Annotated in this window: 20 protein-coding genes and 1 pseudogene; 9 read left to right on the top strand and 12 right to left on the bottom strand. The window is 65.2% G+C overall.

Going from position 1 to position 24835, the window contains the following annotated elements:
• Positions 1–16: 16 nt before the first annotated feature.
• From AB4Z55_RS14890 to AB4Z55_RS14865, 6 genes and pseudogenes are all read right to left on the bottom strand, one after another.
• Positions 17–622, bottom strand: a complete 606-nt coding sequence (locus AB4Z55_RS14890) for a trans-aconitate 2-methyltransferase (protein WP_369519988.1) — start codon at positions 620–622, stop codon at positions 17–19.
• 73 nt (positions 623–695) lie between these two features.
• On the bottom strand, positions 696–1043 hold the full coding sequence (locus AB4Z55_RS14885; RefSeq protein WP_369519987.1) for a hypothetical protein: 348 nt from the start codon (positions 1041–1043) through the stop codon (positions 696–698).
• Positions 1040–2202 (bottom strand): IS3 family transposase gene (locus AB4Z55_RS14880; protein WP_369519986.1). Its coding sequence is split into 2 segments (ribosomal slippage): positions 1040–1915 and positions 1918–2202, totalling 1161 coding nucleotides; the frame shifts between segments, so codons are not numbered across the junction. The genes AB4Z55_RS14885 and AB4Z55_RS14880 overlap by 4 nt, the downstream gene beginning before the upstream one ends.
• Before the next feature lie 429 nt (positions 2203–2631).
• Positions 2632–3159: pseudogene (locus AB4Z55_RS14875) on the bottom strand (uracil-DNA glycosylase); the annotation flags it as partial.
• Between the two features lie 6 nt (positions 3160–3165).
• Positions 3166–3882, bottom strand: a complete 717-nt coding sequence (locus AB4Z55_RS14870) for a DUF3558 family protein (RefSeq protein WP_369521020.1) — start codon at positions 3880–3882, stop codon at positions 3166–3168.
• Positions 3824–4075 carry a hypothetical protein gene (locus AB4Z55_RS14865; protein ID WP_369521068.1) on the bottom strand — a complete coding sequence of 84 codons (252 nt, stop codon included), beginning with the start codon at positions 4073–4075 and terminating at the stop codon, positions 3824–3826. The genes AB4Z55_RS14870 and AB4Z55_RS14865 overlap by 59 nt, the downstream gene beginning before the upstream one ends.
• Positions 4076–4441: 366 nt before the next feature.
• On the opposite strand from AB4Z55_RS14865, the gene AB4Z55_RS14860 reads away from it, so the two are divergent.
• The 4 genes from AB4Z55_RS14860 to AB4Z55_RS14845 are packed head-to-tail and all read left to right on the top strand — an operon-like array spanning position 4442 to position 12391.
• On the top strand, positions 4442–4834 hold the full coding sequence (locus AB4Z55_RS14860; RefSeq protein ID WP_369519985.1) for an SseB family protein: 393 nt from the start codon (positions 4442–4444) through the stop codon (positions 4832–4834).
• The gene (locus AB4Z55_RS14855; protein ID WP_369519984.1) at positions 4831–5478 is read left to right on the top strand and encodes a hypothetical protein; all 648 of its coding nucleotides are present in this window, start codon (positions 4831–4833) and stop codon (positions 5476–5478) included. The genes AB4Z55_RS14860 and AB4Z55_RS14855 overlap by 4 nt, the downstream gene beginning before the upstream one ends.
• Positions 5479–11964, top strand: a complete 6486-nt coding sequence (locus AB4Z55_RS14850) for a putative T7SS-secreted protein (RefSeq protein ID WP_369519983.1) — start codon at positions 5479–5481, stop codon at positions 11962–11964.
• 25 nt (positions 11965–11989) lie between these two features.
• Positions 11990–12391 (top strand): hypothetical protein, encoded by a 402-nt coding sequence (locus AB4Z55_RS14845; protein WP_369519982.1) that lies wholly within the window; start codon positions 11990–11992, stop codon positions 12389–12391.
• Between the two features lie 301 nt (positions 12392–12692).
• Here the strand turns inward: AB4Z55_RS14845 and AB4Z55_RS14840 are convergent, their stop codons facing one another.
• From AB4Z55_RS14840 to AB4Z55_RS14825, 4 genes are read right to left on the bottom strand one after another with little or no spacing between them, the layout of a single operon-like run.
• The gene (locus tag AB4Z55_RS14840) at positions 12693–14054 is read right to left on the bottom strand and encodes an MFS transporter (protein WP_369519981.1); all 1362 of its coding nucleotides are present in this window, start codon (positions 14052–14054) and stop codon (positions 12693–12695) included.
• The gene (locus AB4Z55_RS14835; RefSeq protein ID WP_369519980.1) at positions 14054–14590 is read right to left on the bottom strand and encodes a 3-isopropylmalate dehydratase; all 537 of its coding nucleotides are present in this window, start codon (positions 14588–14590) and stop codon (positions 14054–14056) included. Before AB4Z55_RS14835 ends, AB4Z55_RS14840 begins: the two co-directional genes overlap by 1 nt.
• Positions 14587–15843: an aconitase family protein gene (locus AB4Z55_RS14830; RefSeq protein ID WP_369519979.1), complete on the bottom strand. Its 1257-nt coding sequence runs from the start codon at positions 15841–15843 to the stop codon at positions 14587–14589. The genes AB4Z55_RS14835 and AB4Z55_RS14830 overlap by 4 nt, the downstream gene beginning before the upstream one ends.
• A gap of 5 nt (positions 15844–15848) precedes the next feature.
• A complete protein-coding gene (locus tag AB4Z55_RS14825) occupies positions 15849–16712 on the bottom strand; it encodes an oxaloacetate decarboxylase (protein ID WP_369519978.1) in 864 nt (287 codons plus the stop codon).
• 109 nt (positions 16713–16821) lie between these two features.
• On the opposite strand from AB4Z55_RS14825, the gene AB4Z55_RS14820 reads away from it, so the two are divergent.
• Positions 16822–17658, top strand: coding sequence for an IclR family transcriptional regulator (locus tag AB4Z55_RS14820; RefSeq protein WP_369519977.1), 837 nt, complete (start codon positions 16822–16824; stop codon positions 17656–17658).
• Positions 17659–17735: 77 nt separating this feature from the next.
• Here the strand turns inward: AB4Z55_RS14820 and AB4Z55_RS14815 are convergent, their stop codons facing one another.
• Positions 17736–18491: a M23 family metallopeptidase gene (locus AB4Z55_RS14815; RefSeq protein WP_369519976.1), complete on the bottom strand. Its 756-nt coding sequence runs from the start codon at positions 18489–18491 to the stop codon at positions 17736–17738.
• A 164-nt stretch (positions 18492–18655) separates the two neighbouring features.
• Between AB4Z55_RS14815 and AB4Z55_RS14810 the strand changes: the two genes are divergently transcribed.
• Entirely contained in the window at positions 18656–18940 is a 285-nt protein-coding gene (locus tag AB4Z55_RS14810; RefSeq protein WP_369519975.1) for a hypothetical protein, read from the top strand.
• A 3-nt stretch (positions 18941–18943) separates the two neighbouring features.
• On the opposite strand, the gene AB4Z55_RS14805 is transcribed toward AB4Z55_RS14810, so the two are convergent.
• Entirely contained in the window at positions 18944–19549 is a 606-nt protein-coding gene (locus tag AB4Z55_RS14805) for a TetR/AcrR family transcriptional regulator (RefSeq protein WP_369519974.1), read from the bottom strand.
• Positions 19550–19909: 360 nt separating this feature from the next.
• Between AB4Z55_RS14805 and AB4Z55_RS14800 the strand changes: the two genes are divergently transcribed.
• The 3 genes from AB4Z55_RS14800 (at position 19910) to AB4Z55_RS14790 (ending at position 24726) form a co-directional block, all read left to right on the top strand.
• Entirely contained in the window at positions 19910–21145 is a 1236-nt protein-coding gene (locus AB4Z55_RS14800) for an ABC transporter substrate-binding protein (RefSeq protein WP_101822950.1), read from the top strand.
• Between the two features lie 66 nt (positions 21146–21211).
• Positions 21212–24007: an ATP-binding cassette domain-containing protein gene (locus AB4Z55_RS14795; protein WP_369519973.1), complete on the top strand. Its 2796-nt coding sequence runs from the start codon at positions 21212–21214 to the stop codon at positions 24005–24007.
• Positions 24004–24726 (top strand): ABC transporter ATP-binding protein, encoded by a 723-nt coding sequence (locus AB4Z55_RS14790; protein ID WP_369519972.1) that lies wholly within the window; start codon positions 24004–24006, stop codon positions 24724–24726. The genes AB4Z55_RS14795 and AB4Z55_RS14790 overlap by 4 nt, the downstream gene beginning before the upstream one ends.
• Positions 24727–24835 lie beyond the last annotated feature (109 nt).

The raw sequence follows: 24835 nt of genomic DNA, 5'->3' as shown, positions 1-24835 counted from the left end.
GCCAAGCAGGTGACCTCTATGCGGGCCGCAAAACCGCCACGAGGAACTCCGACTTGTCGGTGAACGGCCGGACGTCCCAGGATTCCAGGAGCAGATCTTGAGCGAACCCGGCGGTGGCTGCGTTCTCGAGGAATTCGTCGAATGCGTAGTCCCGGCCGGCACCGAAGCCGATCACTGCGCGGCCGTCGTCGCGCAGATGTGCGCGCAACCGCTCGAGGACGGTGACACGGGTGCTCGGCGCGAGGAACGCCATCACGTTGCCGGCCGAGACGATGAGGTCGAACGGTTCGTCGATGCCGCGGGCGGGGAGGTCGAGTTCGGCGAGGTCGTTCACCAGCCAACGTGGGCCTGGGTGGTCTTCTTCGGCGGCCTGGATGAGGACCGGGTCGACGTCGACGCCGACGACATCATGTCCGACCTCGGCGAGGTACCCGCCCACCCGTCCCGGACCACACCCGGCGTCGAGGATGCGGGACCCACGCGACGCCATCGCATCGAGGAGCCGAGCCTCACCGACCAGGTCGTTGCCCTCGCGCGCCAGGGTGCGGAAGCGTTCGACGTACCAGCTGGAGTGGTTAGGATCCGCGGCGGACTTCTGCATCCAGATGCTCTGTTCGACCATGCCCGCATTCTGCCAAACGCGCCGGAAGCATCGACCGTGCCGAAACGCAGCGGGGCGTTGGCCGACTGTCAGGTCACTTCTGGCGCAAGTGGGGCGCTGAACGCGGATGCCAAAGGAGACTCAGTACGGCGACTTCGATGACCAACAGCAGGACGTCGAGCGTGCTGGTCACTGACCTGTCATAGGTTGCTACGGAAATGATCCCGGAGACGATGCCTACCGCGCCGATGACGGTGGCCGCCACGCGTGCCCAGCGGAAACCGCGCAGGTTGGCGTACGCAAGCAACAGCCAGAGTCCGGCGAGTGCGAGGCAGGACGCGACGATCAAACCGGTCGCGACGTTGGTCCCGGTCTCGCTCGCGACATCGAGTGCGTCAGAGCTCGGGACTGCTGCACGAATAGGTGACAGGTTGGGTGTCATGCCGCGGCAGCGGCTGTGTTGATCATCGCTTCGAACTCGACAGGCGTCAACCGGCCGAGGCGGACTTGCCGTCGCCGGCGGTGGTAGGTCCGTTCGATCCAGGTGACGATTGCGATCCGTAGCTGTTCACGGGTGTCCCAGCGTTGGCGGTCGAGCACGTTGCGTTGCAGCAGCGCGAAGAAGCTCTCCATAGCTGCGTTGTCCCCGCACGCTCCGACCTTGCCCATCGACCCCGTGAGTCCATGAGTGTTCAAGGCGTGTACGAATTTTCGCGATCGGAACTGCGACCCTCGATCCGAGTGAACGATGCAGCCGGCCACCTCACCACGACGAGCCGCCGCGCTGTGCAACGCCGCCACGGCCAGTCGGGACTTCATCCGCGAATCGACGCTGTAGCCGACGATCCGCCCGGAGTGCACGTCCTTGATCGCACACAGATAGAGCTTGCCCTCACCGGTGTGATGCTCGGTGATATCAGTGAGCCACAACCGATTTGGCTCCTCGGCGGTGAAGTCGCGCTGGACCAGATCGTCGTGGACCGGCGGCCCGGATCGTCGGCCGTTACGACCTCGTTTCTTGCCGAACACCGACCACCAGGCGTTGTCGCGGCAGATCCGCCACGCGGTCCGCTCGCACATTGCTCCGACGGTCGTGGCGGCCTCGCCGGCCAAGAATCGGTAACCGAACTCTGGGTCCTCACGGTGGGCTTCGAACAGGGCATTCGCCCGATACGCCGCGGCCAGCTCGGCATTGGTGACCGGGCTGGTCAGCCACCGGTAGTAGGGCTGGCGCGAGAGCTGAAGTACCCGACACGACACCGCCACGGCAATCCCGTCGGCGGCGAGCTCTTTCACGAGCGGGTAGAGCCTTTTCCCGGCAGGTTCGCCTGCGACAGATACGCCGCCGCTCGACGCAGCACCTCGTTCTCCTGCTCAAGCAGGCGGATCCGCTTACGGGCCTCGCGCAGTTCAGCGGACTCGGTCGAGGTCACGCCAGGGCTGCGGCCCTCATCAATATTCGCGCGTCGCATCCACTTGTGCAGCGTCATCGGGTGCACACCGAAGTCGTTGGCGACTTGCTCGATCGTGACTCCTTCGCCACGATCACGAGCCACCCGGATCACATCGTCTCGGAACTCCTGGGGGTACGGCTTGGGCACAGCTACATCCTTCCCGACCGCTCGAAGGCAAGCCAGATCAGATGTCACCTATTCGTGCAGCAGTCCCCTCCGATAAGTCGATCCGTCACTGAGGCGAACGGACTGCCGCAGACGTGCTTCTCCCTGACTGCGTCGACCAACGACAGCGCGTGGAACATGCCGATGAGCTGGATGCTTGCTCCGGTGATCATCAGTCCGGTGGCTAGCCACACCGTGGACGGTGTGGACGCGGAGCGTGTTCGTAACACTCGTTGCGCACCATGCGTGTCAGTCGTCATGCGATGACAATAGGGCGGTTCGGCGGCAGCGAGAGATTCTGCTGCACAGCGCATTGGCCCATGCTGGTCGGAACCGTGTAGGCGTCCCGAAGCTGCGACTGCACGCCGTGGCAGAACGTCACCGCAGTCCTCATCCGTTCCAGGTGGGTGCTCAGGCCAGCATGAGTCTCGTCGATACGTCGGCTATCGCGGCTTCGAACCGCTCGCGCCCGCCCGCGGTGTTCAAGCCGCGCATCGAACAGTGCGGAATCTTGCCTGCCGGCACGTAGTTGCCGACGCGCGTAATGGATGCACGACGCCAACCATCGCGAGCGGAACCACCGAGAAGCAGGACGATCTCGAGATTCGGGAGAAGACTTACCGCTTCCCGCGCCCAACGGGCCCCGCGCGCCCGCTCCGCCGTGGTCGATCAACCGTTCTTCAAACCGGCAACCGGGAACGGCGCCACATTCCAGTGGACGACATCGCCCCAGTCGACTCCGTGGCGCGCATACGCCTCTCGGCAGTTCCGTGCGATCCGGTCGTTGTTGTCCAAACTCAAAAGGCCCGAGCCGCCGGTCGATTCGGCCTTAGTCGACGGATTGTCCAAGAGCACGAGCATGCGGGCGTTGACACCGCCTGTGTCGGGGTCCACATACGGAACCTCGCCTAGGTGTCGTCCTTCGGCACCGCTCAATCGCGTCTGCTACAGGGGAATATCGGCAATCGTTGCGCGAAGGAACTCAACAGCTGTGTTGCAAACTTCAGCAGTCGGCGGTCGGACTATATCGAACCTGCTGACAGAGGTTCCGACGACCGCATCGCCGGATCGGACGAAGACTGAACAGCTTCCTTGACCTTTCGACCCTCGTATGACAGTCCTTCCCGCAACCTCGATGTCGGGTAGCAAGTCGAAAGCGATGGAGATCCGGTCCTTGTGGCCCTGAAGGCCCAAGCCGGGTCGCACCAAGTTGCCGACTGACTGACTGAGCGACGAAAGAGAGTCATCAAAGTAGTACCACCGGCATCCACGCGCAGTTTGAAAGTCGGATAGTGCTGCATCCTCAACTGAATCGGAATTCAGTCCGAATCGAGAAAGCGTGACGTTACTCACGTAGGTGCATGGCTCATATGTAGTGCCATTGTTATTTATACTCCAGCGATTAGGAAACTTATTCTCGAACGGGAGAGCACGTCCACGATCGTCGGTTTGCCTGATTTTGGTGTGCGGATCTACGGACTCGGACATCGATGAGCTAACCGCAACCTCGTCAGCAAGCGGAGTTCCCGATACAGCACATGATGCCACCAGGCAAGGCGCGCCTGCGATTACAAGCAATCGGATTACCTGCGAGATCGCAGCTCTACGTTTCAATATCCGTAGCGCTTTCAGAGTCGGTAGACGAGATTCGCCACGAAGCATCATTGCATTGGGTAGCTAAAATGCGCGCAGTTGCGAGATTATCGTCGATTTGTAAGGACAGTCGCGCGAGCGCGCCCGACAACGCTTTAAAAAAGCTATCGCCTTCGACACAATCGCCGAAATAGTTATATGAATCGATCTCTTTCAGGCTGTTGAAAGCCGCGGCTAGGTCGCGCGCGGCCTCGGTGGCCACCGTCGCACGACGTTCCCAAGCTGCACGATCCGAACGCAGAACAGTAGCGGGCCCGTGCGGACTCGTTGGCATGTCCGGGACGGGCCTCGGCAGCAACGAGTCGTCTCCGAAGGGCGTACTCACAGGCTTCCTCCCGTTGTCGGGCGTGCGAATTGGTCTACCTCGACGAACACACTAGTACGGCGTCCAGGGTCGCAACGTCAACCATCGGCCTTGTGAGTTGGCGGACGACTCTTCCTTAAACCACAGCTGACCCAACTACAAGATCAGCGATTTGCTGACGTCCCCTGTGGACACCACCGCGAGAACCTGGGCTTCATCATCTAGCATCAACCGGCACGGTGATGACTGCGGGGGAGTCCGGTGATGACGACATATGTCGATGAGGTGCGGGCGTATTTGTCCGGTTTCGGCGATCCACCTCGCCTATACAACGCGCTGCGGGACGCCACTCTCACCGTTCCTCTCGACTTCCAAGGCCGGCTGTTCACCCTGGTAGAGGCCGGTATCCCTTGGATGCTGGCGTTCACGACGCCTGAGCATCTACGCAAATTCGCCGAACTCACCGACCGGAACCTCGACGAGGTCCGCTACCTCGACGTTCCCGGTTACGCGCTGATCGACCGCGTCCTCGACCAGGCGCCCGAACCCACCGGCCTCGTCGTCGACCCCGCGACGCCCTCGACGATGACGTTCCCGCCAATACGCGAGCTGACGCCGCACTGCTACTACGACGACCAGGGCAAGGTGGTCCGGTGACCGACAATCTGAAGGTCGACCCCGGCGCCCTCGATAAGGCCAGCGCCGGCATCAACGGCGTGATCGACGGACTCGCCGACACCGGCGTCGGGTCGGACTACAGCGCCGCGCTCGGTCGCGGGTACGGCGACCTCGACCTCGACGGCCGCACCATCGGACACGCCGACCCCAAGAGCGGACTCGAGGAATACTGCGACCGCTGGGAATGGGGCGTACGGGCGCTGGTCACCGGCGCGGCAGAGATCTCGAAAGGCCTCGGACTCGGAGCGAGTCACTACGAGCGTGAAGAGAAATGGGCGGGCGACCAGCTCAAGAATTTCACGATGGACCTGATCGGCGACCCCAACCTCACGCCGGAGGATGTCAAAGACAAGTCGTGGGGCGAGTTGTGGGAGCACAACAAGAACGCCATCACCGACCCGCAGTGGGCCCTGACGCCCGAGGAGATGGCAGCGCATCGGCAGTTGGGCCAGGAACTCAGAGGAACACTGATCGAGGACCTCGAGACCATCGCCCGCCACCAGGTCGACCCGTCGACTCTTGTCACCGACACGATGGCCGGGTTCGAGCGGGACGGATTCACCGCGGACTCGCCGGAAGCCGGGCCTCAGACCAGGCCGGGTGCACGGCCTGAGGCCAACTGAATGGGCCTCTTCGACGCCCTCGAGGGCGGCAAGGAAGTGCTCGGGGGACTGGTCGACGGTGCTACCGAGATACTCGGCGGCGGTTTGCGGGCCGTCGGCCTCGACAGCATTGCCACCGGCGTCGAGGATTTCGGCGACGACGTCGCGAACTCGCTGGGCGCCATGCCCGACGAGAAGAACCTCGACGACACCAAAGACCCCAAGGAACTGATCCTCGGCGACCCTCCCGGCATCACCGCTCTCGCCGAGAAGTTTACCGGCTTTGCCGGCAACTTCGTCGCGGCGGGGGAAGGTTTACGAGGGATCTCGGTCGGTGACTGGTCCGGCACCGGCGCAGTGGAATTCCGTGGCGCCACTGGACGCCAGGTCCCGCAGTGGTTCGCAGCCGGCGACGCCGCCGCCAAAGCGGCTGCGGCGCTCTCTGGTTGGGCCGGCGTCGTCACCTTCGCGCAGCAGAAGGCCGCCGAGGCCGTCCGCATCTGGGAAGAGGGCGAGCGCAAACGGGACGAGTGGGTCACCAAGGCCAACATCTACAACGACGAGCTCGACGACTACAAGAACGACCGCCGCGACACCCCGCCCACACATCCGGGGCCCGACCCATGGCCCGGATACAAAGCCGAGGCGGAGCGAGTCCTGAAAGTCGGTCGCGACCATCGCAACTCATCGGCCCCGGGAGTCAAGGGCGAACTCAGCGGTGCTGCAAACATGGCACCGCCCATGCCATCTGCGTTCGACCAGGCACGCATGACTGCCAGCGACGTCGGGACTGCCGGGCTCACCGGCTTCAACCACTTTGAAGCGGGCCTCATCGGATCGGTCACCGAGGTCGTCAAAGGGCTCAACACGCTGAGCCCACAGAATCCCTACAACGTCGCCAATCCTCATCAGTACATGCGTAATTCGGCAACCATGGTGACGGGGATCGTGCACCAAGTCGCGCATCCGGACGAGTTCGTCCGAAGCTTCGCAGGCGCCGGATGGTCGACGGATCCGTCGCAGGCGCTGGGCAACGTCATCGGTAACACGGCCATGATGATCGCCCCGGGGCCTAAGGGCGGCGGAATGTTGACCGGCTTCATGAAGACCAGTCGCAACGTCCCTTCGACGCCGCCGACGCCACACATCAGCCCGGCGTCACATCACCCCGACGCGCCACCCGCGTCATCACATCCCACACCCGCACCGCACGGGTCGTCGCCGAGCACGCCTGGTGCCAGTCCCAGCGCCGAGCTGCCCGGTCGGCACGGTCCAGACATCCCCGTCGATCACGACGCGCCTCCTGTCCCCAGGGCCGAGGGTCCCGCGCCGGAGGCTCCGGCCGCCGAGCCCCCGTCTCCGGGCAGCTCGCCGAATCCGGCTCCCACGCCCGAATCGTCTGCGCCACCGGCAGGAGCCATCGACCCTCCGCCCGCCGGGGGAGCACCCGAACCGCCCGCACCGCGGTCTGACGCAGCGTCCCCGGATCAGCCCGTCGCCGGCGGATCTGTCGACGGTCCTGGCCCACACGCACCCAGTCCCGACACTCCGGCCCCTGCGCCGAAACCCGAGCCTGCGCCGTCGCCTGTTTCGGATGGGCCGGGATCCCCGGCGCCGGGCCCCTCGGACACTCCGACGGTCCCGCGAAATCTGGGCGACGACGACCCGCCCGGACCCAACCGCGGCGACACCACCACACCCGCAGCCGCACCCGGTGGCGACCACTCACCCGGCCAATCGACCCCCGGACACCACGACGGCGACGGAGCGCCGAACCAAACACACGACGAACCGTCACCGACCAAACCCGACGAGCCCGTCGTCGACCGGACCCCGATACGGCATGACGAGCCGGCCGGCGGCCACCCGCCAAAAGCCGACGAAGCCACGCCGACGACACCTCATGCGCGACCAGACACAGACGCGCCTGGTCCACGTCCGTCGACGCACCCGGATGCACCGACAATTCGACCCGACACCGTCGACACCCCGACACGCACGCCTGACCAGGCAGACACACCCGCAACCGGGCCCATCGCGCCGGTCGGCGGGCATCATCCGGTGTCGACGCCGCATGCCACACCGGATGCCGCGCAACCGAGGCCAGGCGCGACGCCAGCCAGTCCCGGCGCTCCGAGCCGGGCAGATGCTCCAGCGGCCCCTCCGCGCACTTCCGACCACACCCCGGACCGCACGCCTCCTACGCGCACCACACCAGAATCCACCACACCGCGCGACGTCGACCGCGGACGTCCGGTGCCGACGAACACCCATCATGTGCCCGAACCCGCCGTCCGGAACGCGCCGGAAACCACTCCCTCGCCTCGCAGCGGCCCCGATGATCGGCCGATCCCACCGGCCGTGATTCCGGACCGCCCGTTCACACCGGAACGCCCCGCTGCGGCCAACCCACGGCCAGCGGGCCCGGACGCGCCGTCGTCACCGCGCGACCCCGAACCGTCGAACCGACCCGACGGCGACCACCCAGACGGCACCAACTCCACCCCGGACAATGACACCGGCCAACTACACGACGCCGGTCACCCAGACCGCACGGACGCGGGCACGACCGAGCGCGCCGACACCAGCGAGGGCAACGAGTCGCCCGAGCAGTGCCGCAGCAACGGCGAACCGGTCAATGTCGCGACGGGCGAGTACTTCCTCCCGCTGACCGACGTCGACCTCCCGGGAGTTCTTCCGCTCCGCCTGACTCATCGACATCGATCCCGCTACCGGTGGGGACGGTGGCTCGGACCGACGACGCCGTCCACCTTCGACGCCCGTGCCATCGTCGGCGACGATCTGGTGACCATCGTCGACGCCGACGGCACCATGACGAATTTCCCCAGGCCGCAGGCGGACTCCGTGTCGCGAAGCGTGAACGACACCGACTGGGAACTGCGAGCAACCGCGACAGACGGCTACCAGCTGACCCATGTGCGCACGCTCATCAGTTGGTTCTTCATTCCGGTTCCGGAGCTGGACGGCGTCGACGTCGCGGCCGGGAGCATCGCTGTCACCGCCATGACCGACCGGCATCACAACCGGATCCGTTATGTCTTCGACGAGTACGGAAGGCCCTCGGCGGTCGAGCATTCCGCCGGTTATCGCGTCGATGTGCAGTGCGACGGCGCCCGAATCCTCGGGTACCGCCTGGTCTCTGGGGTGGATGGCGTCCCGGTCGACCAGCAGGTGTGCACCTTCACCTACCACCGCGGCCATCTCGCCGCGTCGACCAACGGCGTCGGTGCGACAACCCATTTCGGCTACGACGATGCGGGTCGAATGACCTGGTGGCGGGACTCGATCGGGATGGAGTACTGGAACCGGTACGACGACCTCGGCCGTGTGACCATCCAGTCCGGCATGAACGGAGTGTGGTCCGGGCGGTTCGATTACGAACTCCGGACGGCGGGTTCTGGGTCGATGACGACCTACACCGACGCCGTCGGCGCGACGACGCTGTACGGCATCGATGCAGACAGTCGGGTGCGGCAGGAGATCGATCCGCTGGGACGGATCATCCGGACCGACTACAACGACAGCCGGCAACCGTTGGTGCTCACCGGTGCGGATGGCGTGTCGACGCGGTTGCACTACAACGTCTTCGGTGACGTGGAGCGGATCGTCGGTCCCGACGGCGCGGCGACGGAAGTGGATTACGCGGGTCCGGGTCGTCCGGACAGGATCGTCGAGCCGGGACCGATGACGACGCGTATCACCTATACCGACAGCGGAAATCCGCTGACGGTGACCGACAATGCCGGCGCGGTCACGTCGTACACCTACGACGAACACGGCGCGCTGACGTCGCATACGGATCCTGACGGCGTGGTGGTGCGGTACCACAACAACTCGGCTGGCTTGCCGACCGAGATCGCGGACATCCTCGGCAACTCGACGCGGATTGCATACGACGCGTTTGGACGGCCCGTCGAGGTCGTCGACGCCGAGGGTGCCAGAACCGTTGTCGCGTATGACGCGATGGGGAACCAGACCAGTCTCGTCGCTCCCGACGGCGGACAGTCGCGGTGGGAGTACGACGGCGAAGGCAACTGCGTCGCCTACGTTGATCCCGTTGGCGCGACCACACGTTGGGAGTACGGCCACTACGACCTGCCGGTGGCGCGGGTCGACGCGGACGGATCGCGAACCGCGTTCACCTACGACACCGCACGCCGGCTCGTCGCCGTCACCAACCCCGACGGTCTCGTGTGGAGCTACTCCTACAACGCTGACGGTTCGTTGCAGTCCGAGACCGACTTCAACAACGCGACAACGACCTACACATACGACGCGAGCGGACGGCTCGCCATGCGGACGAATGCGGCCGGACAGACAGTGGCGTTCGAGTACGACGCAGCCGGTCGTGTTGTTGCCGAACGCAGTTCCGACCCGCTGAACCCCGACTTCGACGGCGAGGTTATTGAGTACAGCTACGATTCCGCGGGTCGGCCGGAGAGTGTTGCGGGCGTTTTCGGTCGGTGGCACTCGACGTACAACGCGGCGGGATTGCCGCAACTGACCGGAGTGAACGACGGGTCTACCGACTGGGTGATCGCGTCGGGGTGGACTGGCGCGGGCCGGTTGGCTTCGGTGACGACGCCGACCGCAGTGCACACGCGTTACGGCTACGACCCGCGCGGCGTGCTGGACTTCATCTCGTCGGCGGGTCGTAGCTGCGACATCACCACCAGCGCCACAGGGCGCGAACAGCGTCGGCGCTTCGAGGGCACGGCGATCGATTCGTCGTGGGATCCGGTCGGACGGCTCGTTGGTCGATCAGTCGCGACGGTCTCCGCAAATCCGGCGACGCTGAACTTCGGGTCTGGCGGTGCGGCTGGCGAGGGACCGGAACGCACTGTCGCACGAGCTGAGTACACGTACCGCCCTGATGGCATCCTCACTGCTTCGACGACGACGCTCGCCGATCGAGGCCGGACCGACTATCAGGTTGATGTGCTTGGACGGATCACTGCGGCGGTCGGTGTCTCCAGCTCGGAGCAACTGTCCTACGACGCGACCGGCAACATCACCGAGTACGGGATCTCAGCGACCACGTCTCCTGGTGCGCACGACACCGGCCAACCTCCGTCCCCTGAGTTGCGAAACGGCAGTCAGTCTCCGCTCCCTGAGGTGCGAGGCGCTAGCCAGTCTCCGCTCCCTGAGGTGCGAAACGGCCGCCAGTCTCCGTTCCCTGAGGTGCGAGGCGCTAGCCGAGCCTCGAAGGGTCCCCGCTGGCGATACTCCGGCACCCTGCTCGTCGACGACGGCCGGACGTCGTACCGGTACGACCCCGCCGGTCGCCTCACCTCGATGAGTCGTAGGCGACTGTCTCGGAAACCCGATGTGTGGCATTACGTCTGGGACGCTCACGATCGACTGCGCAGCGTGACCACTCCCGACGGGACCACATGGGCGTACACCTACGACCATCTCGGGCGACGCCTCAGCAAGAGGAACACGGCAACCGGTGCGGTCACGAGGTTCCACTGGCACGGCGAGCAGCTGGTCGAGCAGACCGAGTCGACGTCTGAAGTGTCGGCCGCCGAATCCAACGATGGTATTGAGGCGACTACCTGGACGTTCGCTCCCTATGCGTACACGCCTTTAGCTCAAACTCGCAGCACCGAATCGATCACGGCGTCGGACAGCGTTGACTTCGATGACGGCGCCCCTGATGGGGAGGTGAGCCTCAACCTGGGTACACCTGCGTTCGCGCCGTCCAAGCCGGTCGACTGGACGCAGACCGAGGTCGATCGAGAGTTCTTCGCGATCGTGACTGATCAGATCGCGGCTCCCACCGCACTCGTTGACCCGCTGACCGGCGAAGTCGCAGGGCAAGCGGCAAGAACGCTCTACGGCGAGAGCACGTGGGTTGGCTCATCGACGCCCTGGGCGTTCCCCGGACAGTACGTCGACCGGGAAAGCGGCCTTCACTACAACCGGTACCGGCACTACCATCCCGGAAGTGGGCGCTACATAAGTCCAGATCCGCTGGGGTTGGTGCCTGCGCCGAATCCGCACACCTATCCTGCGAACCCAGTGTCAAACTGCGACCCAACAGGCTTGACGCCTTGCGACGGTGCGGAGACTGTACGCAAATATGGACCGCACGAGGTTGGTCCCCTTCCACCAGACACAGTTCAGACGTTTCGTGGAGGTGTGTACACGGAGAGAATCACAACGGAACCCCTGATTCTGCACCGCGCCTACACCGCCGGGAAGAGTCCTGTCGGCGGTTTCTGGTCGCGAGATATGCCCCAAGGGCCAATGCAGACGCAAATGGACAGCGCCTTGAATCCGAAGTGGGGGAACCAAGCAAACGCGGTGAGCTCGATCGAAGTTCCAGCCGGAACCAGGTTCTTCGAGGGTTCAGTCGAGTTGCAAGAGCTGGGTTCGACCGGAACCCGCATTCCGTCCGGGGGCGGCGTGCTCTTGGGAGGGGGCAACCAGATCGTATTCGCGCCACGCTTCCATGTGCCTGAGGCATGGTTACTAAAGTGATTGCTCGAACCGCAGGAGAGCGCAAATGACAATGACACTGGCTGATGCCGCAAAGGCAGCGATCGAATGTTTTTTTTCGGCATACAAATCAGTGGTTATCAACATGAAGCTGCCGGATGGGAACTTTGGAAAACCGTTCGACAATTACTACAAACTTGAATCAGTAGACATTGATGACAGGCAAGTGAACGTTGACTTGGGGTATGGCCTGGTACTGCACGCCACCCCTAAAAGCGTTGCTTTCGGTCATGGATTTTTTGACTTGAAGATAGATGCCAGCAATATTCTCCTTGAATCAGGAGATTTACGACTCCGATACGATTCAGGAATTGTGACTTTCGAGGTATATTCCGACGATTCGTCGTCCATCGATGCGAGAGACGCGGCTCTGTCAAACCTGAAAGATGCGGCTTCGAACTTCAAATAATTTATGGCCCGGGTGGTGATGTAGAAGCAGGCCAGGGACCGATGCACGTCGTATGTCGATCCTTCTGTGCCACGAGGTGATTGCCGACCAAATATCGAGTGGGGGCTGCACGGACCCGCTCAAAAGGCCAGGGCAGTGACTAGCTCGAACGCACCGGGAACTAAGCGTCGCGTCCTGGTCAATGGCGCGGCCGAGGTTTCGAGAGAATCGGACTCGGACGACTCGACACTTTGCAGACAACCCCGCGAGGCGGGTTCTTCATGAACCCGCCTCGCCGGTCTGAAATAACCCTGGACCACGCTTAAGCTGGGAGAGCCGCCCTGCTGGTCTCCCGAATGGCCAACAGCGTGACCGTTCCGATCAAGCAGACACCGACCACCCAGAAGGCGGGCGCCATGGCATTGCCGGTCGACTCCACCAGCAGCGCCGCCACGTACGGCGCGGTTCCGCCCGCGGCGATGGTGCCGATGTTGAACCCGAGCGAGACACCGGTGTAACGGGTTGCGCGGGGGAACAGCTCGGTGAACAGCGGGAACGCGGGCACCTGTACGACACCGTTGAGCGTCATGTAGACGAAGTAGACGAGTCCGACGACCACGATGCTGCCGGTGGCGCCGAGGATCATGAACGCGGGGAACGCGATCACGATGTAGGTGAGGTATCCGAAGAGCAGCACGGGCCGACGTCCGAAGCGGTCGGTCATCATGCCGCTGATCGGGAACGTGGCACACGCCAACGCGATGGCGATCGCCGATGTCCAGTAGACGGAGTCCTTGCTGAAGCCGAGGTCGTTGATCAGGTAGACGTTGAAGTACGTCAATCCGATGTAGCCCGAACCGTTCATGGCGATCGCGATACCGACGACCTTGAGGACCGACCTCGGGTTGTTGCGCACGACGTCGAGTAGCGGGCTCTTGGCGACCTCCTGCTTCTCGGCCATTTCCTCGAATTCTGGTGTGTCCTCGAGCTTCATGCGCACCCGGAGGCAGATCAGGGCGAGCGGGAGTGCGAGGAGGAACGGGATTCGCCAGCCCCACGACTCCATCTGTTCGTCGGTCGTCAGGAGGGTGACGAGACCGACGACGGCTGCGGCGACGGCGAATCCGAGCGTCGAACCGATCGGGGTGAACGAGCCGAAGAAGCCGCGCCGGTGCGCCGGGGCCGACTCGGCGATGTAGGTGGCGGCGCCACCCACCTCACCGCCCGCGGAGAATCCCTGAGCCAGACGCACCAGGACCAACAGGATGGGCGCCAGGACTCCGATCGACGAATGGGTCGGCAGCAGACCGAGAATGCCGCACGCAATACCCATGCAGACGACGGTCGCCACCAAAGCCGAGCGTCGTCCGCGGCGGTCGCCGAGGCGGCCGAAAAAGATGCCGCCCAACGGCCGCGCCACGTATGCCACGCCGAACACCGCGAGGGTCGCGAGGATCGACGTACCAGGACTGTCCGACGGGAAGAACAGTGGCGCGATCACCACGGCGAGGAAGCCGTAGACGGCGAAGTCGTAGTACTCGATCAGGGTTCCGACGCCGCCAGCGATCGCGGCCCGCCGCGCCATGGTCGGCGACTTCTGCGGCTCCCCGGCTCGATGCGGTTCCGGCATTGGGGCGCCGGCGGGTCGGTCGTCGGCCCGGACGGGCTTCTCCACGCTGGTCATCAGGGCTGTCCTTGTCGTGCGGGGGAGTGTTCGGCTAGCAGGAGCTGGTAGGAGCCACCCGCTTCGATGATTTGAATCGTGCGGGGGTTGGGTGGGGTGCCCACGAGTTCCTCACCGGCGGAGGTGCGCAATGTTGCGGCACGCCAGTCGAGGACGACCGGCTCGTCGACCGATACGGCCGACGACACCCCGGGGATCGTGATCAGCGGCATCCCGTTGAACGTCTCGCCCCGCCAGAAGCCGGGGGAGAACGATTCGGCGACGATTGCCGAGATCCCGGCATTGCGCAGTGCCACCATCGGCGGGTAGTGCGGATGCCCGTACCCGAAATTGCGTCCGCCGACGATGATGTCGCCGGGACGCACCCGATCCGCGAAGCCGGGGTCGTAGGCGCTCATACACACCGAGCGAAGGTGGTCGGGATCGTAGGACTTGATGTTGGAGACGCCGACCACCAGATCGATGTCGAAATCGTCGCCGAAGATCCACGCAACCTTGCCCTCGATCAGCTCGGGTGGTGGCGGGTAGCTGCTCATCGGACCGACTCCGCGATCGAACCGCTGACTGCACTGGCGGCGACGGTGTACGGCGAACCCATGTAGATGTTCGCCTCCGGGCTGCCCATGCGCCCGTTGATGTTGAGAACACCTGTCGAGATGCAGTTCTCACCGGGCTGCAGCGGCTGCTGATAACCGAAGCAGAAGTCGCAACTCGACATGGCGATAGTTGCCCCCGCCGCGCGCAGCACGTCCAGCAGGCCCTCCTTCTCGGCCTGGTCCAGGACCTCGCGAGACGTGGGTACCACATTGAGTTCGACGGTGGGCGCGACCTTCCGGCCGTCGAGGACCAGCGCGGCCGCGCGAAGATCCTCGATCCGGCCGCTGGCACACGATCCGATGAACGCGCGGGTGATCGGCGTACCCTCCAGTTCGCGGGCGGTGGCAGTGTTGGCGACCCGCGCCGATCCCGGTCGAACCACCCTGGGCACGAGTGCATTCAGATCGATGGTGTACCGAGCGGCATATACCGCATCGGAATCTGGGTGGACGGGTTCGAAATCCGTTCGCGCGACCTTCCGCGCGTAGTCGAGCGACAACTCGTCGGGCTCGAACACCGCCGAGACCGCACCCGTGAACATCGCCATCCCACACAGGCCTTGGCGATGGTCGATCTTCATGGCCCGGGCTCCTGGTCCGCCGAACTCCATGACCTGGTGGGCGCAACCGTCGGCCCCGACCATCTCGATGATGGTGTGGACGAGGTCGCGGCTGTCGACGCCCTCGGGGAACTCCCCGACGAGGTCGAACCGGGTGGTCGCCGGAATGTCGAGGTGGATCTGCCCGGTCACCCACGCCTCGATCAGGTCCCGTCGAATGCCCCAGCCGAGCGCGTTGAACGCACCGACGCCAGAGATGTGACCGTCGAAGTGGACGAGGAAATCGCCGGGGATCGCGAGCCCCAGCTCTGCCGTGAGCTGGTGCCCGATGCCCTGCGCCTCGTGCAGCTCGATGCCGTAGAACGCGCACCAGTCGCGCGTCACCTGATGGACTTCCGCCTCGCGTTCGTTGCCCTTCGTCAGCATGTGATCGATGAACACGACATACCTGCTCGGGTCCTCGAGCTCGGTGATCCCGAAGTCGTCGCGCATCTGCTTGAACATGACATCGGTGTACCCGGGGAAGTCGTAGGCGATCATGCGTGACGGCCGAACCGCGTGATTCTCTCCGGCGCGCACGGACTCGAGACCACTGGCGCGGGCGAGGATCTTCTCGGTGATCGTGTGGCCCATCGTCATCACCGCGCTGCCGGGAGGTACTTGCGCTGCATCGCCTCGACCTCGCCGAAACCGATCAGATCGACGAACTCGTGGTGCGGCAGCGCATCGGCGCTGACGTCGGCGGGAGCTTCGCCGGCGGCGAGCCGTCGCAGCGTGGTCTGGGCGGCGCCGGTGACCGCCATCAGAACCTGGGTGGGCAACAGTGCAAGTCGAACACCGATCTGGCCGAGCACTTCTGGGGTGAACTCGCGTTCGGTCCAGGTCGACGCGGTGAGAGTTGCCATCAGCGGCACACCGACTTCGGAATGACACCGCTCCCATTCTTCGACGGTCTCGAACGTCTTGGTGACCGGCATGATCATGTCGGCGCCGGCCTCGACGTAGGCGTGCGCGCGTCGCATCGCTTTGTCGCCGCGCGCGTCGGTGCGTGCGATGAGCAAGACGTCTGCCGGACTCGCGTCGCGTACCGCCCGGATCTTCCCGGTCGCCTCCTCGACGCTGATGAGGTCGACGGGATCGCCGACACAGATCGGGCACGACTTCGGGGAGACCTGGTCCTCCATGAACATCCCGCCGACCCCGGCGTCGACGAACTTCGACGCCGTGCGGGCCGCGTTGACCGCATTGCCGTAGCCGGTGTCGATGTCGGCGACCAGCGGGAGCGTCGAGGCCGAGCGGATCGTCCGGACGGCCTGGAGATTCTCGGTCATCGTGTAGAGCTCGGCGTCGGGCAGACCCAGTGCGGCCGAGACAGCGAAGCCCGACGCACAGAGCGCGTTGAATCCAGCCTGCTCGGCCAGGCGTGCGGTCAAACCATCCCAGACACCGGGGGCATAGACGAGACCGCGTGACGTGAGTTCCTTGACCGAGGGTGCGCTCATGCAAATCATCTCCGTTTCGTGATGCGGAATGCATATCGCAATACGTAACGAGACGCTAAGGTGGTCTGAGTCACATGTCAAGAAGCCTGTACAGAGTTGTCTTCGTAAGATGTCGGAGACGGTCGCCCTACTACCCGGAAGCGAGACACCGTTCGTGGCTACGTTCGCCGACCCCGAGACGCCCTCGAGCCGGGAGGTCGTCGGTGCCGTGCTGAAGGCCTGCACCCTGCTCGAACACTTCAGTGCCGACCGGCCGTCGTGGACCCTGAACGAGCTCACCTCGGCCAGCGGGATGAACAAGACGACCGTCCACCGGCTCATGGCCACCCTCATCCACGCCGGGTGGATCGAGCGCACCGATAGCGGCGCCTACCGCGTCGGCCTGCGGGTCTTCGAAGTCGGCTCAGCTGCCTTGAGTGACCTCGACATTCGCTCCGCGGCAAAGCCGTTCATGACCGAACTCGCCGCCGACTTCGGGGACACCGCCTACCTCATGGTGCCCGCGGAGCAGGGCGCGGTCTGCATCGACCTCGTGGAGGGGAACAGCTCACTCGTGGTCGCCGGCATCTCGGTGGGCACCGTCCTGCCGTATCACGCGGCGGCTGGACCAACAGTGATGCTCGCGATGTCGGATACGTTGCGCGCCAGATGGATCAGCGATCGCCTGCCCGCGTTCACCGATCGGACCCTGACCGACGCGGCGGCATTGACTAGCCACCTCGATCGCATCCGCGAAATCGGCTACTCCGTGAGCGACTCGGACTACCTCGATGGGGTGGCAGCCGTCGCCGCGCCGATCACGGACCGATCGGGTGATCTGATCGCCTCGATCAGCATCGGCGGTCGGATCGAGGGGTTCGCCGGAGATACGCTGGCAGCAAAAGTCGATCGAGTCTGCGACGCCGCAGCTCGGATATCCGCAGTGCTGCAATCCGTTCCGCGATGAAGGTGCCATCTCGGACAACGACAACGATCCCACCGGCAAGAGCCGGTGGGATCGTGTGTTGAAGGGTCAGGCAACCGTCACGGATGCACGCCGCGCTTGTTGAGCCAGGCCTGCGGATTGATCTTGGTGCCGTTTGCATCCCAGACCTCGTAATGCAGGTGGGGACCGGTGGACTGGCCGCGGTTGCCGACGGTCGCGATCTTCTCACCGGCGCGGACCTTCTGGCCCGGGTGCACGAAGCTCTGGTCGACGTGCCCGAAGACGCCGACGGTGCCGTCGTCCTGCTTCACGCGGACCCACTGGCCGAAGCCGGAGGCCGGGCCGGACTCGAGGACGACGCCGTCGGTCACGGCGTAGATGGGGGTTCCGACTTTGTTGGCGATGTCGACTCCATTGTGGTGGGTACCCCAGCGCGGGCCGTAGCCCGAGGTCACGGTGCCGCTGACCGGCTTCACTGCCTTCTTGAATCCGGGGAGGTCGGAGCTGCCTGGGCCGAATGCCGACGGTGGCAGGACGTCGCGAGCGAGGTCGTCGATCTCGGGCGGCAGGACCAGACCGGCCGGGAGCTTCACGTTGTCGGGCAGAGCAATCTTCGGCGCAGGCGGGGGAGCGGGCTGCGCCGTTGCCTGTGCGGCGGTTCCGGCAGTCAGGCCGACCGCGCCGACAAACGCGGCCAGAGCGCCCGTGTGCAGCGCTGTGCGGGTGGCAGAACGCGTGGTGGCACGATGGCGTCCGGGGCGCCGAGTGCTCGACGTCGAGTGGAACAGTGCGCGGGTGGCGGGGCGCGTCGCAGAGTCGGTGTTCAGTCGGTGAAGAGGCAAAGCGTTGTCCATCTCAGTTTGGGTAACAGTTCGGTATCGGCAAGGACACGGCGAGGTTACCCACGGCGACTTAAGCAGACCCTGAGAAGTAACGATCAGCGCGTACAGAATCACTGCTCACGCGGCCTGAGAGATCCGGGTCACAGCACCCGCGACGGTCGTGGCACGGTGGAAACATGCCCGAACCCGAACACACCCCGGACGGCCACCATATTGTCGTCAACGGCCGGAAGTGGCGGGCGACGGATCCACTGATCCCGGACGAGCGCCGGTCCGAACTCCAGTCGATCCTCATGGCGTGGCGTCGGGACGTGAAACGGACGAAGGGCGCACCCGAGTCGCGTCAGGGCGTCCAGGCGGCGAAGGTCGCGCTCGGCGAGCGCGGAACCCCGTGGTGGGAGCAGACCGACGAGGAGCGTCGCGAACGGTGGGAAGCCGACGTCGCTCGACCTGAGGGCTGAGTCCTACCGCGGCAGCAGCGACTCTGCGGCGTAACGGCCGGCGCGCTCGAAGCTCTCGCTCACCTCGAAGCCGGGATCGATCTGCCAGTACCGCATGCTCGACACATAGATGGCCGCCACCATCTGGGCGAGAAACTCCGGCGGGTGGTCGGTGCGCACATCCTGCTGTTCGACGCCGCGCTCGATGAGCCGCAGCACCTCCGAGGTGAACACATGGCTGCGTTCGCCCAGTGTCCCGGACATCGACGAGATTCGTTCTATCTCGCTCGTCACCGTCCGCATGTAGTCCGGGTCGGCGACCGACGACCGCGCGAAGTCGACGAACACACCCACCACGCGCTCATACGTGCTGAGCGGCTTGCCGAGCATGGCGTCGACGACATACGAGAACGTCCCCATCAGCTGCCCGTACAGCTCGGTGAGCAGATCGTCCTTGCTCGGGAAGTAGTTGAAGAACGTCGCCCGCGACACCTCGGCCCGCTCGGCGATCAACTCCACCGTTGCGGCGCTCCCGTCGGACGCCAGCAGTTCGCGCGCAGCGATCAGCAGGCGCTCACGCGTCTGCTGCTTGTTGCGTTCCCGGCGGCCGATGGCCGGAGCTTCGGTCAATGTGGTGCCTTCCGTACGAGCGGGGCGACCCCGACCGACCAATTCTTGCATTCCGCCACCAAAGTTTGGATGGTCGTCTAACTTTTGCCTCTGAGTCCAGAGTGAGTTCGTCGGCAGCACGTCGACGAGGCCACGCGAGTCGACCGCGGGGGGTCTTCCGGTGCCGGACCGACGATCGATGCTGCCGTGCGCATGGATCGCCTCGAAGGCCGAGACTCATTGCAGGACAGATTATTTCGAAACCATCCAGCGACGACGACCCGACGGTTACAGTCGCCACCGAGTCATCAAATCCGACATTTCGTCCCATCTCCACACCAGGGGACGGCGTCGTGTCGAATCACGATCGAAGGGGATCGCATGAAATCACCCAGTTCACTCAGGCGTGTGCTTCGGACCGCGACGGTGATCGGCTGTTCCGGGGTGCTCGCGCTCGGAGCGCTCACGGCCTGCGCCGACGACAGCTCGGAGAGCTCGACTGCGGGCGAGACCAGCCAACTCCCCAGCAATCCGGCGACGGGCGACCCGGTCAAGGTCGGCCTGATCGTCCCCGAGGGCGGTGCGGTGACGACGCCGATGGTGCGCGAGGGCAGCGAAGCCGCCGTCGAATACCTGAACAACAACGGTGGCGGCATCGGCGGCCATCAGATCGAACTGGTGGTGTGCAAGCAGCAAGAAGAGCCCGCCTCGGCCACCAAGTGCGCGAATCAGATGGTGGAGCAGCAGGTTTCGGTTGTGGTCTCGCCGTTGGGCGCGCAGGGTGCGGTCATGCTGCCGATCATCGCGGGCGCCAAGATCCCGTTCGTCGCACAGGCTCCGGTGTCACAGGCCGAGATGGCGACCCCCGGCTCGTTCATGCTGTCCGGCGGGATCGTCGCCGTTCTCGCGGGACAAGCCGCCACCGCAGCCAAGGACGGACTCAAGAAGGTCACCCTGATCATCGGCGACTCCGGTGACGCAGCCGCATCGGTGAAAGCGCTCGGCGACCCGATGTTCCAGCGTGCCGGCGTTGCTCTCAACGTCGTCACCGTGCCGGTCGGCGCCGCCGACCTGACACCGCAGATCACCGCCGGTCTCGCCGACAACCCGGATGCGGTCAGCATCCTCGGCGACACCCGCCAGTGCATCTCGGTCCTCAAGACGCTGCAGACCGTCGCCCCCGACGCCTCGAAGTACCTCATCGCCAGCTGCCTCGACAAGCCCGTTCTCGACGCCGTCGGCAACGAAGCGGTCTCCGGCGCCAAGGCGTTCACCACGGTCAACCTCAGCTCCGACGACCCGAGCGTCACCCAATACCGCAGCGTGATGGCGCAATACGCGCCCGACACCGACCCGGCGGGCCTCGCCTACATCGGGTACCAGGTCATGACCGCTCTCGGCGAACTGACCGGGCTCGAGGGCACCGTCAGCGCCCAGACGTTCACCACCGCACTGTCGCAGGCGAAGAACGTCCCGCTTCCGGCCGCACCCGGCATCACCTTCACCTGCGACGGCAAGGCCTTCCCGCCGCTGACGTCGCTGTGCAGCAAGGCGATCCTGGTCAGTGACGTGACCTCCGACGCCAAGCTCGAGAACACCGTCGTCACCAACAACTAGTTCCTCTCCAGATCGGGGGTCGCGTCCGCGCGACCCCCGATCCCCGCACTTCCCAGTGGGAGTTCCATGACTGACCATCTCGCGTTCCTGGTCCTCGGCCTCGGCAACGGCGCCGTCTTCGCCGCCCTCGGCCTGGCGCTGGTGATGACGTTCAAGAGTTCCGGCGTCGTCAACTTCGCCACCGGAGCCGTCGCCCTGTACGCCGCGTACACGTATGCGTTTCTGCGCCAGGGGGAACTCCTCAACCCGATACCCGGTTTCCCGGCGACCATCTCCCTCGGCTCCGACCTGGGAGTTGCTGGGGCGCTGCTCATCTCCGTCGTCGTCGCAGCGATCCTCGGAGTCATCCTCTACCTGCTGGTGTTCCGCCCGATGCGCGCCGCCCCGGCCCTGGCCAAGGCCGTCGCCGCGATCGGTCTGATGCTCGTCATCCAGGCACTCATCGCGCTCCGGGTCGGCGAGAACGCACCGAGTGTCGGCCCCATCTTCAAGGTCGACACGTTCACGATCGGCTCCAGCGCGGTTCCGACGGACCGTCTGATGCTCGCCGTGGTCATCGTCGGCCTTGCTGTCTGTGCGGGACTCGTCCTGCGCTACACACGCTTCGGCGTCGCGACCGAGGCTGCCGCCGAATCCGAGAAGGGCGCACTGGTCACCGGACTCTCGCCGGACCGCATTGCCGTCGCCAACTGGGCGCTGTCGTCCGCCACCGCGGGACTCGGCGGTGTACTGATCGCACCGATCGTCCCGCTGAACCCGGTGGCCTACACCATGTTCATCGTGCCGGCCCTCGCGGCGGCGCTGGTCGGCAACTTCACCGCGATCTCGATCACCGTCGGCGCCGGACTCGTCATCGGCATGCTGCAGTCGGAAGCCACCAAGCTCCAGACCACCTGGGACTGGATGCCCGACGCCGGTGTCGCCGAAGCGGTCCCGCTGATCCTCATCATCGGCTTCCTCCTCATCCGCGGGCGTCCATTGCCGGGCCGTGGCGCGGTCACCCGCAACGACCTCGGCCGGTCGCCGCGTCCGAACCATCTGGTGATCCCGGGGATCCTCGGTGTTGTCGTCGCGGTCCTCGCCCTCGTCACCACCTCTGGCAGTCTCCGCCTCGCCGTGATCGCCACAATGATCTACGCGATCATCGCGCTGTCTCAGGTGGTCGTCACCGGTTATGCGGGGCAGGTCTCCCTCGCACAGCTGACCCTCGCCGGCGTCGGCGCCTACGCGCTCAGCCGACTCACCGACGACCTCAACATCCCGTTCCCGCTCGCCCCGCTGCTCGCGGCCTGCGCCGCGATGGTCATCGGCGTGATCGTCGGCCTTCCCGCACTCCGGGTCCGTGGACTGCCACTGATGGTCGCGACGCTCGCTCTCGCCGTCTTCTGCGAAGCGTTCTGGTTCCGCAACCCGTCACTCAACGGCGGACTACAGGGTGCGCCAGTCGACGCGCCGTCGCTGTTCGGCATCGATCTGGGAATCGGTGCGGGCGAGGGCTATCCGCGCATCGCGTTCGGCGTCCTGTGCCTCGTCGTGCTGATCCTGGTCGCGTATGCGGTGGCAGTTCTGCGCCGCAGCGGACTCGGCGCGTCGATGTTGGCCGTCCGCGCCAACGAACGGTCCGCGGCCGCGGCCGGGATCAACGTCGGCGCAACCAAACTCATCGCCTTCGCGATTGCGTCCTTCCTCGCCGGCCTCGGCGGATCGCTGCTGGCCTACCAGCAGACCCTCGCCACCGCGGGCAGTTACGCCGTCTTCGCCGGGATCGGACTCTTCGCGGTCTTCTACATCGCAGGCGTGACGTCGATCTCCGGAGCGATCCTCGCCGGGATCATCGCCCCGGGCGGGGTCATGTATTTCGCCGCCGACAAGTACGCCTCCTTCGGCGACTACTACATGTTGATCAGCGGAATCCTGCTGGTACTCACCGTGGTCACCAGTCCCGACGGCATCATCGGATACCTGCACAAGATCCCGCTGCCGGGTCGACGCCGCCGCCCGGCACCGACGCAGGTCGACGATCAGTCCGTCGCGACTGCGCCGGTACCTTCGCCGACCAACGGCAAGGTGCTCCTCTCGGCCCGCGACGTCACGGTGCGCTACGGGGCGGTGACCGCTGTCGACAACGTCAGCTTCGACCTGCGTTCCGGCGAGATCGTCGGCCTCATCGGTCCCAATGGCGCCGGCAAGACGACCCTGATTGACGCCATCAGCGGTTTCGCGACCGCGGACGGAACCGTGACCCTCGGCGGCACAACCCTCAACGGCCTTGCACCGCATCGTCGCAGCAGGGCGGGGCTCGGTCGGACATTCCAGGACATCGAGCTCTACGGCGAGCTGTCGGTCGCCGAGAATCTGGCGATCGCCGCACGTCGCGCACCGGGCGACACTGCGGACAACGTCCGCGACGTCCTGGCGATGCTGGAGATCGGTCACCTCAGTGAGGTTGCCGCGGCTGACCTCTCGCAGGGACAGCGTCAACTCGTCGCAGTCGCGCGGGTGCTCGCCGGCCAACCCGAGGTCGCGTTGCTCGACGAGCCGGCCGCCGGGCTCGACAGCACCGAGAGTCGGTGGCTGGGGGACAGGTTGCGCGCTGCCCGGGCGCACGGTGTCTCGATGGTCCTCGTCGATCACGACATGGATCTCGTACTCAGCCTCTGTGATCGGGTCGTCGTCCTGGACCTCGGCGCCGTCATCGCCGAAGGCACCCCCGACGAGATCCGACGATCACCGGCGGTCGTCAACGCCTACCTGGGCACGCCGTCATCGGCGGCTGCGGGAATCGGCGAGCCCGATGAGCTCTCGCCATCGAACGGCGCTGGCTCCGAACCTCATTCGACGACCAAGGAGATGACGCCGTGACTGTGCTCGAATGTCGCGGGCTCGACGCCGGGTATGCGCGCGGTAAGGCCTGCGTCCACGGTCTCGATCTGTCCGTCGAGGCGGGCGAGATCGTCGCGCTGCTCGGTCCGAACGGTGCCGGAAAGACGACACTGCTCACGACGCTGGCCGGTCTCCTGCCGCGCCTCGGCGGCGAGATCAGCGTCGCCGACCAGTCCGTTCGTGCGGGGGATGCGCGCGCAGCGGTTCGCGCCGGGCTTGTCCTGGTGCCCGACGACCGGTCGCTGTTCAAGCAACTGACGACACGACAGAACCTGCAATTGGCCGTTCGACGTCGCGGCGCGGCTCGGACCGAAGCGATTGACCGGGCGCTCGAGCATTTCCCCGCCCTGCGTGCGCGATTGAAGGTCGCAGCCGGGGAGCTGTCCGGGGGAGAGCAGCAGATGCTCGCCATCGGGCGCGCCCTGTTGCAGGAACCCAAGGTGCTGCTGATCGACGAACTGAGCATGGGCCTGGCGCCGATCATCGTCGAATCGATCCTGCCGGTCCTGCGGGAGGTCGCCGACACCGACGGCGCCGCAGTTGTTTTGGTTGAACAGCACGTCCGGCTGGCGCTGGGTGTCGCCGACCGGGCGGTCGTCCTCGTCCACGGCGAGATCGCGCTCGCGGACTCCGCCGCCGCCCTTGCGAATGACATCGGACGGGTCGAGGAGGCGTACCTCGGGAGCGCTGCCCACTAGCGCCAGGGAGCTGCCGTCCCCTGCTCCCTGAGGTGTGAAGAGCGATAGCGACGAACCACGAAGGGCGTCGCGCGATACCTCACCAGGCCCTTCGAGGCTCGTCGCTTGC

It is taken from the genome of Gordonia sp. ABKF26 (assembly GCF_041103195.1).
Lineage (GTDB): Bacteria > Actinomycetota > Actinomycetes > Mycobacteriales > Mycobacteriaceae > Gordonia > Gordonia terrae.
This window is presented reverse-complemented; position numbering and strand designations above follow the sequence as displayed.

Bases quoted from the DNA above. Each gene is read 5' to 3' on its own strand.
- AB4Z55_RS14890 (WP_369519988.1), bottom strand. From the start codon at position 622: ATGGTCGAACAGAGCATCTGGATGCAGAAGTCCGCCGCGGATCCTAAC.
- AB4Z55_RS14795 (WP_369519973.1), top strand. From the start codon at position 21,212: ATGACTGACCATCTCGCGTTCCTGGTCCTCGGCCTCGGCAACGGCGCC.
- AB4Z55_RS14800 (WP_101822950.1), top strand. From the start codon at position 19,910: ATGAAATCACCCAGTTCACTCAGGCGTGTGCTTCGGACCGCGACGGTG.
- AB4Z55_RS14860 (WP_369519985.1), top strand. From the start codon at position 4,442: ATGACGACATATGTCGATGAGGTGCGGGCGTATTTGTCCGGTTTCGGC.
- AB4Z55_RS14810 (WP_369519975.1), top strand. From the start codon at position 18,656: ATGCCCGAACCCGAACACACCCCGGACGGCCACCATATTGTCGTCAAC.
- AB4Z55_RS14815 (WP_369519976.1), bottom strand. From the start codon at position 18,491: ATGGACAACGCTTTGCCTCTTCACCGACTGAACACCGACTCTGCGACG.
- AB4Z55_RS14830 (WP_369519979.1), bottom strand. From the start codon at position 15,843: ATGGGCCACACGATCACCGAGAAGATCCTCGCCCGCGCCAGTGGTCTC.
- AB4Z55_RS14885 (WP_369519987.1), bottom strand. From the start codon at position 1,043: ATGACACCCAACCTGTCACCTATTCGTGCAGCAGTCCCGAGCTCTGAC.
- AB4Z55_RS14820 (WP_369519977.1), top strand. From the start codon at position 16,822: ATGTCGGAGACGGTCGCCCTACTACCCGGAAGCGAGACACCGTTCGTG.
- AB4Z55_RS14835 (WP_369519980.1), bottom strand. From the start codon at position 14,590: ATGAGCAGCTACCCGCCACCACCCGAGCTGATCGAGGGCAAGGTTGCG.
- AB4Z55_RS14850 (WP_369519983.1), top strand. From the start codon at position 5,479: ATGGGCCTCTTCGACGCCCTCGAGGGCGGCAAGGAAGTGCTCGGGGGA.
- AB4Z55_RS14825 (WP_369519978.1), bottom strand. From the start codon at position 16,712: ATGAGCGCACCCTCGGTCAAGGAACTCACGTCACGCGGTCTCGTCTAT.
- AB4Z55_RS14840 (WP_369519981.1), bottom strand. From the start codon at position 14,054: ATGACCAGCGTGGAGAAGCCCGTCCGGGCCGACGACCGACCCGCCGGC.
- AB4Z55_RS14845 (WP_369519982.1), top strand. From the start codon at position 11,990: ATGACAATGACACTGGCTGATGCCGCAAAGGCAGCGATCGAATGTTTT.
- AB4Z55_RS14870 (WP_369521020.1), bottom strand. From the start codon at position 3,882: ATGCTTCGTGGCGAATCTCGTCTACCGACTCTGAAAGCGCTACGGATA.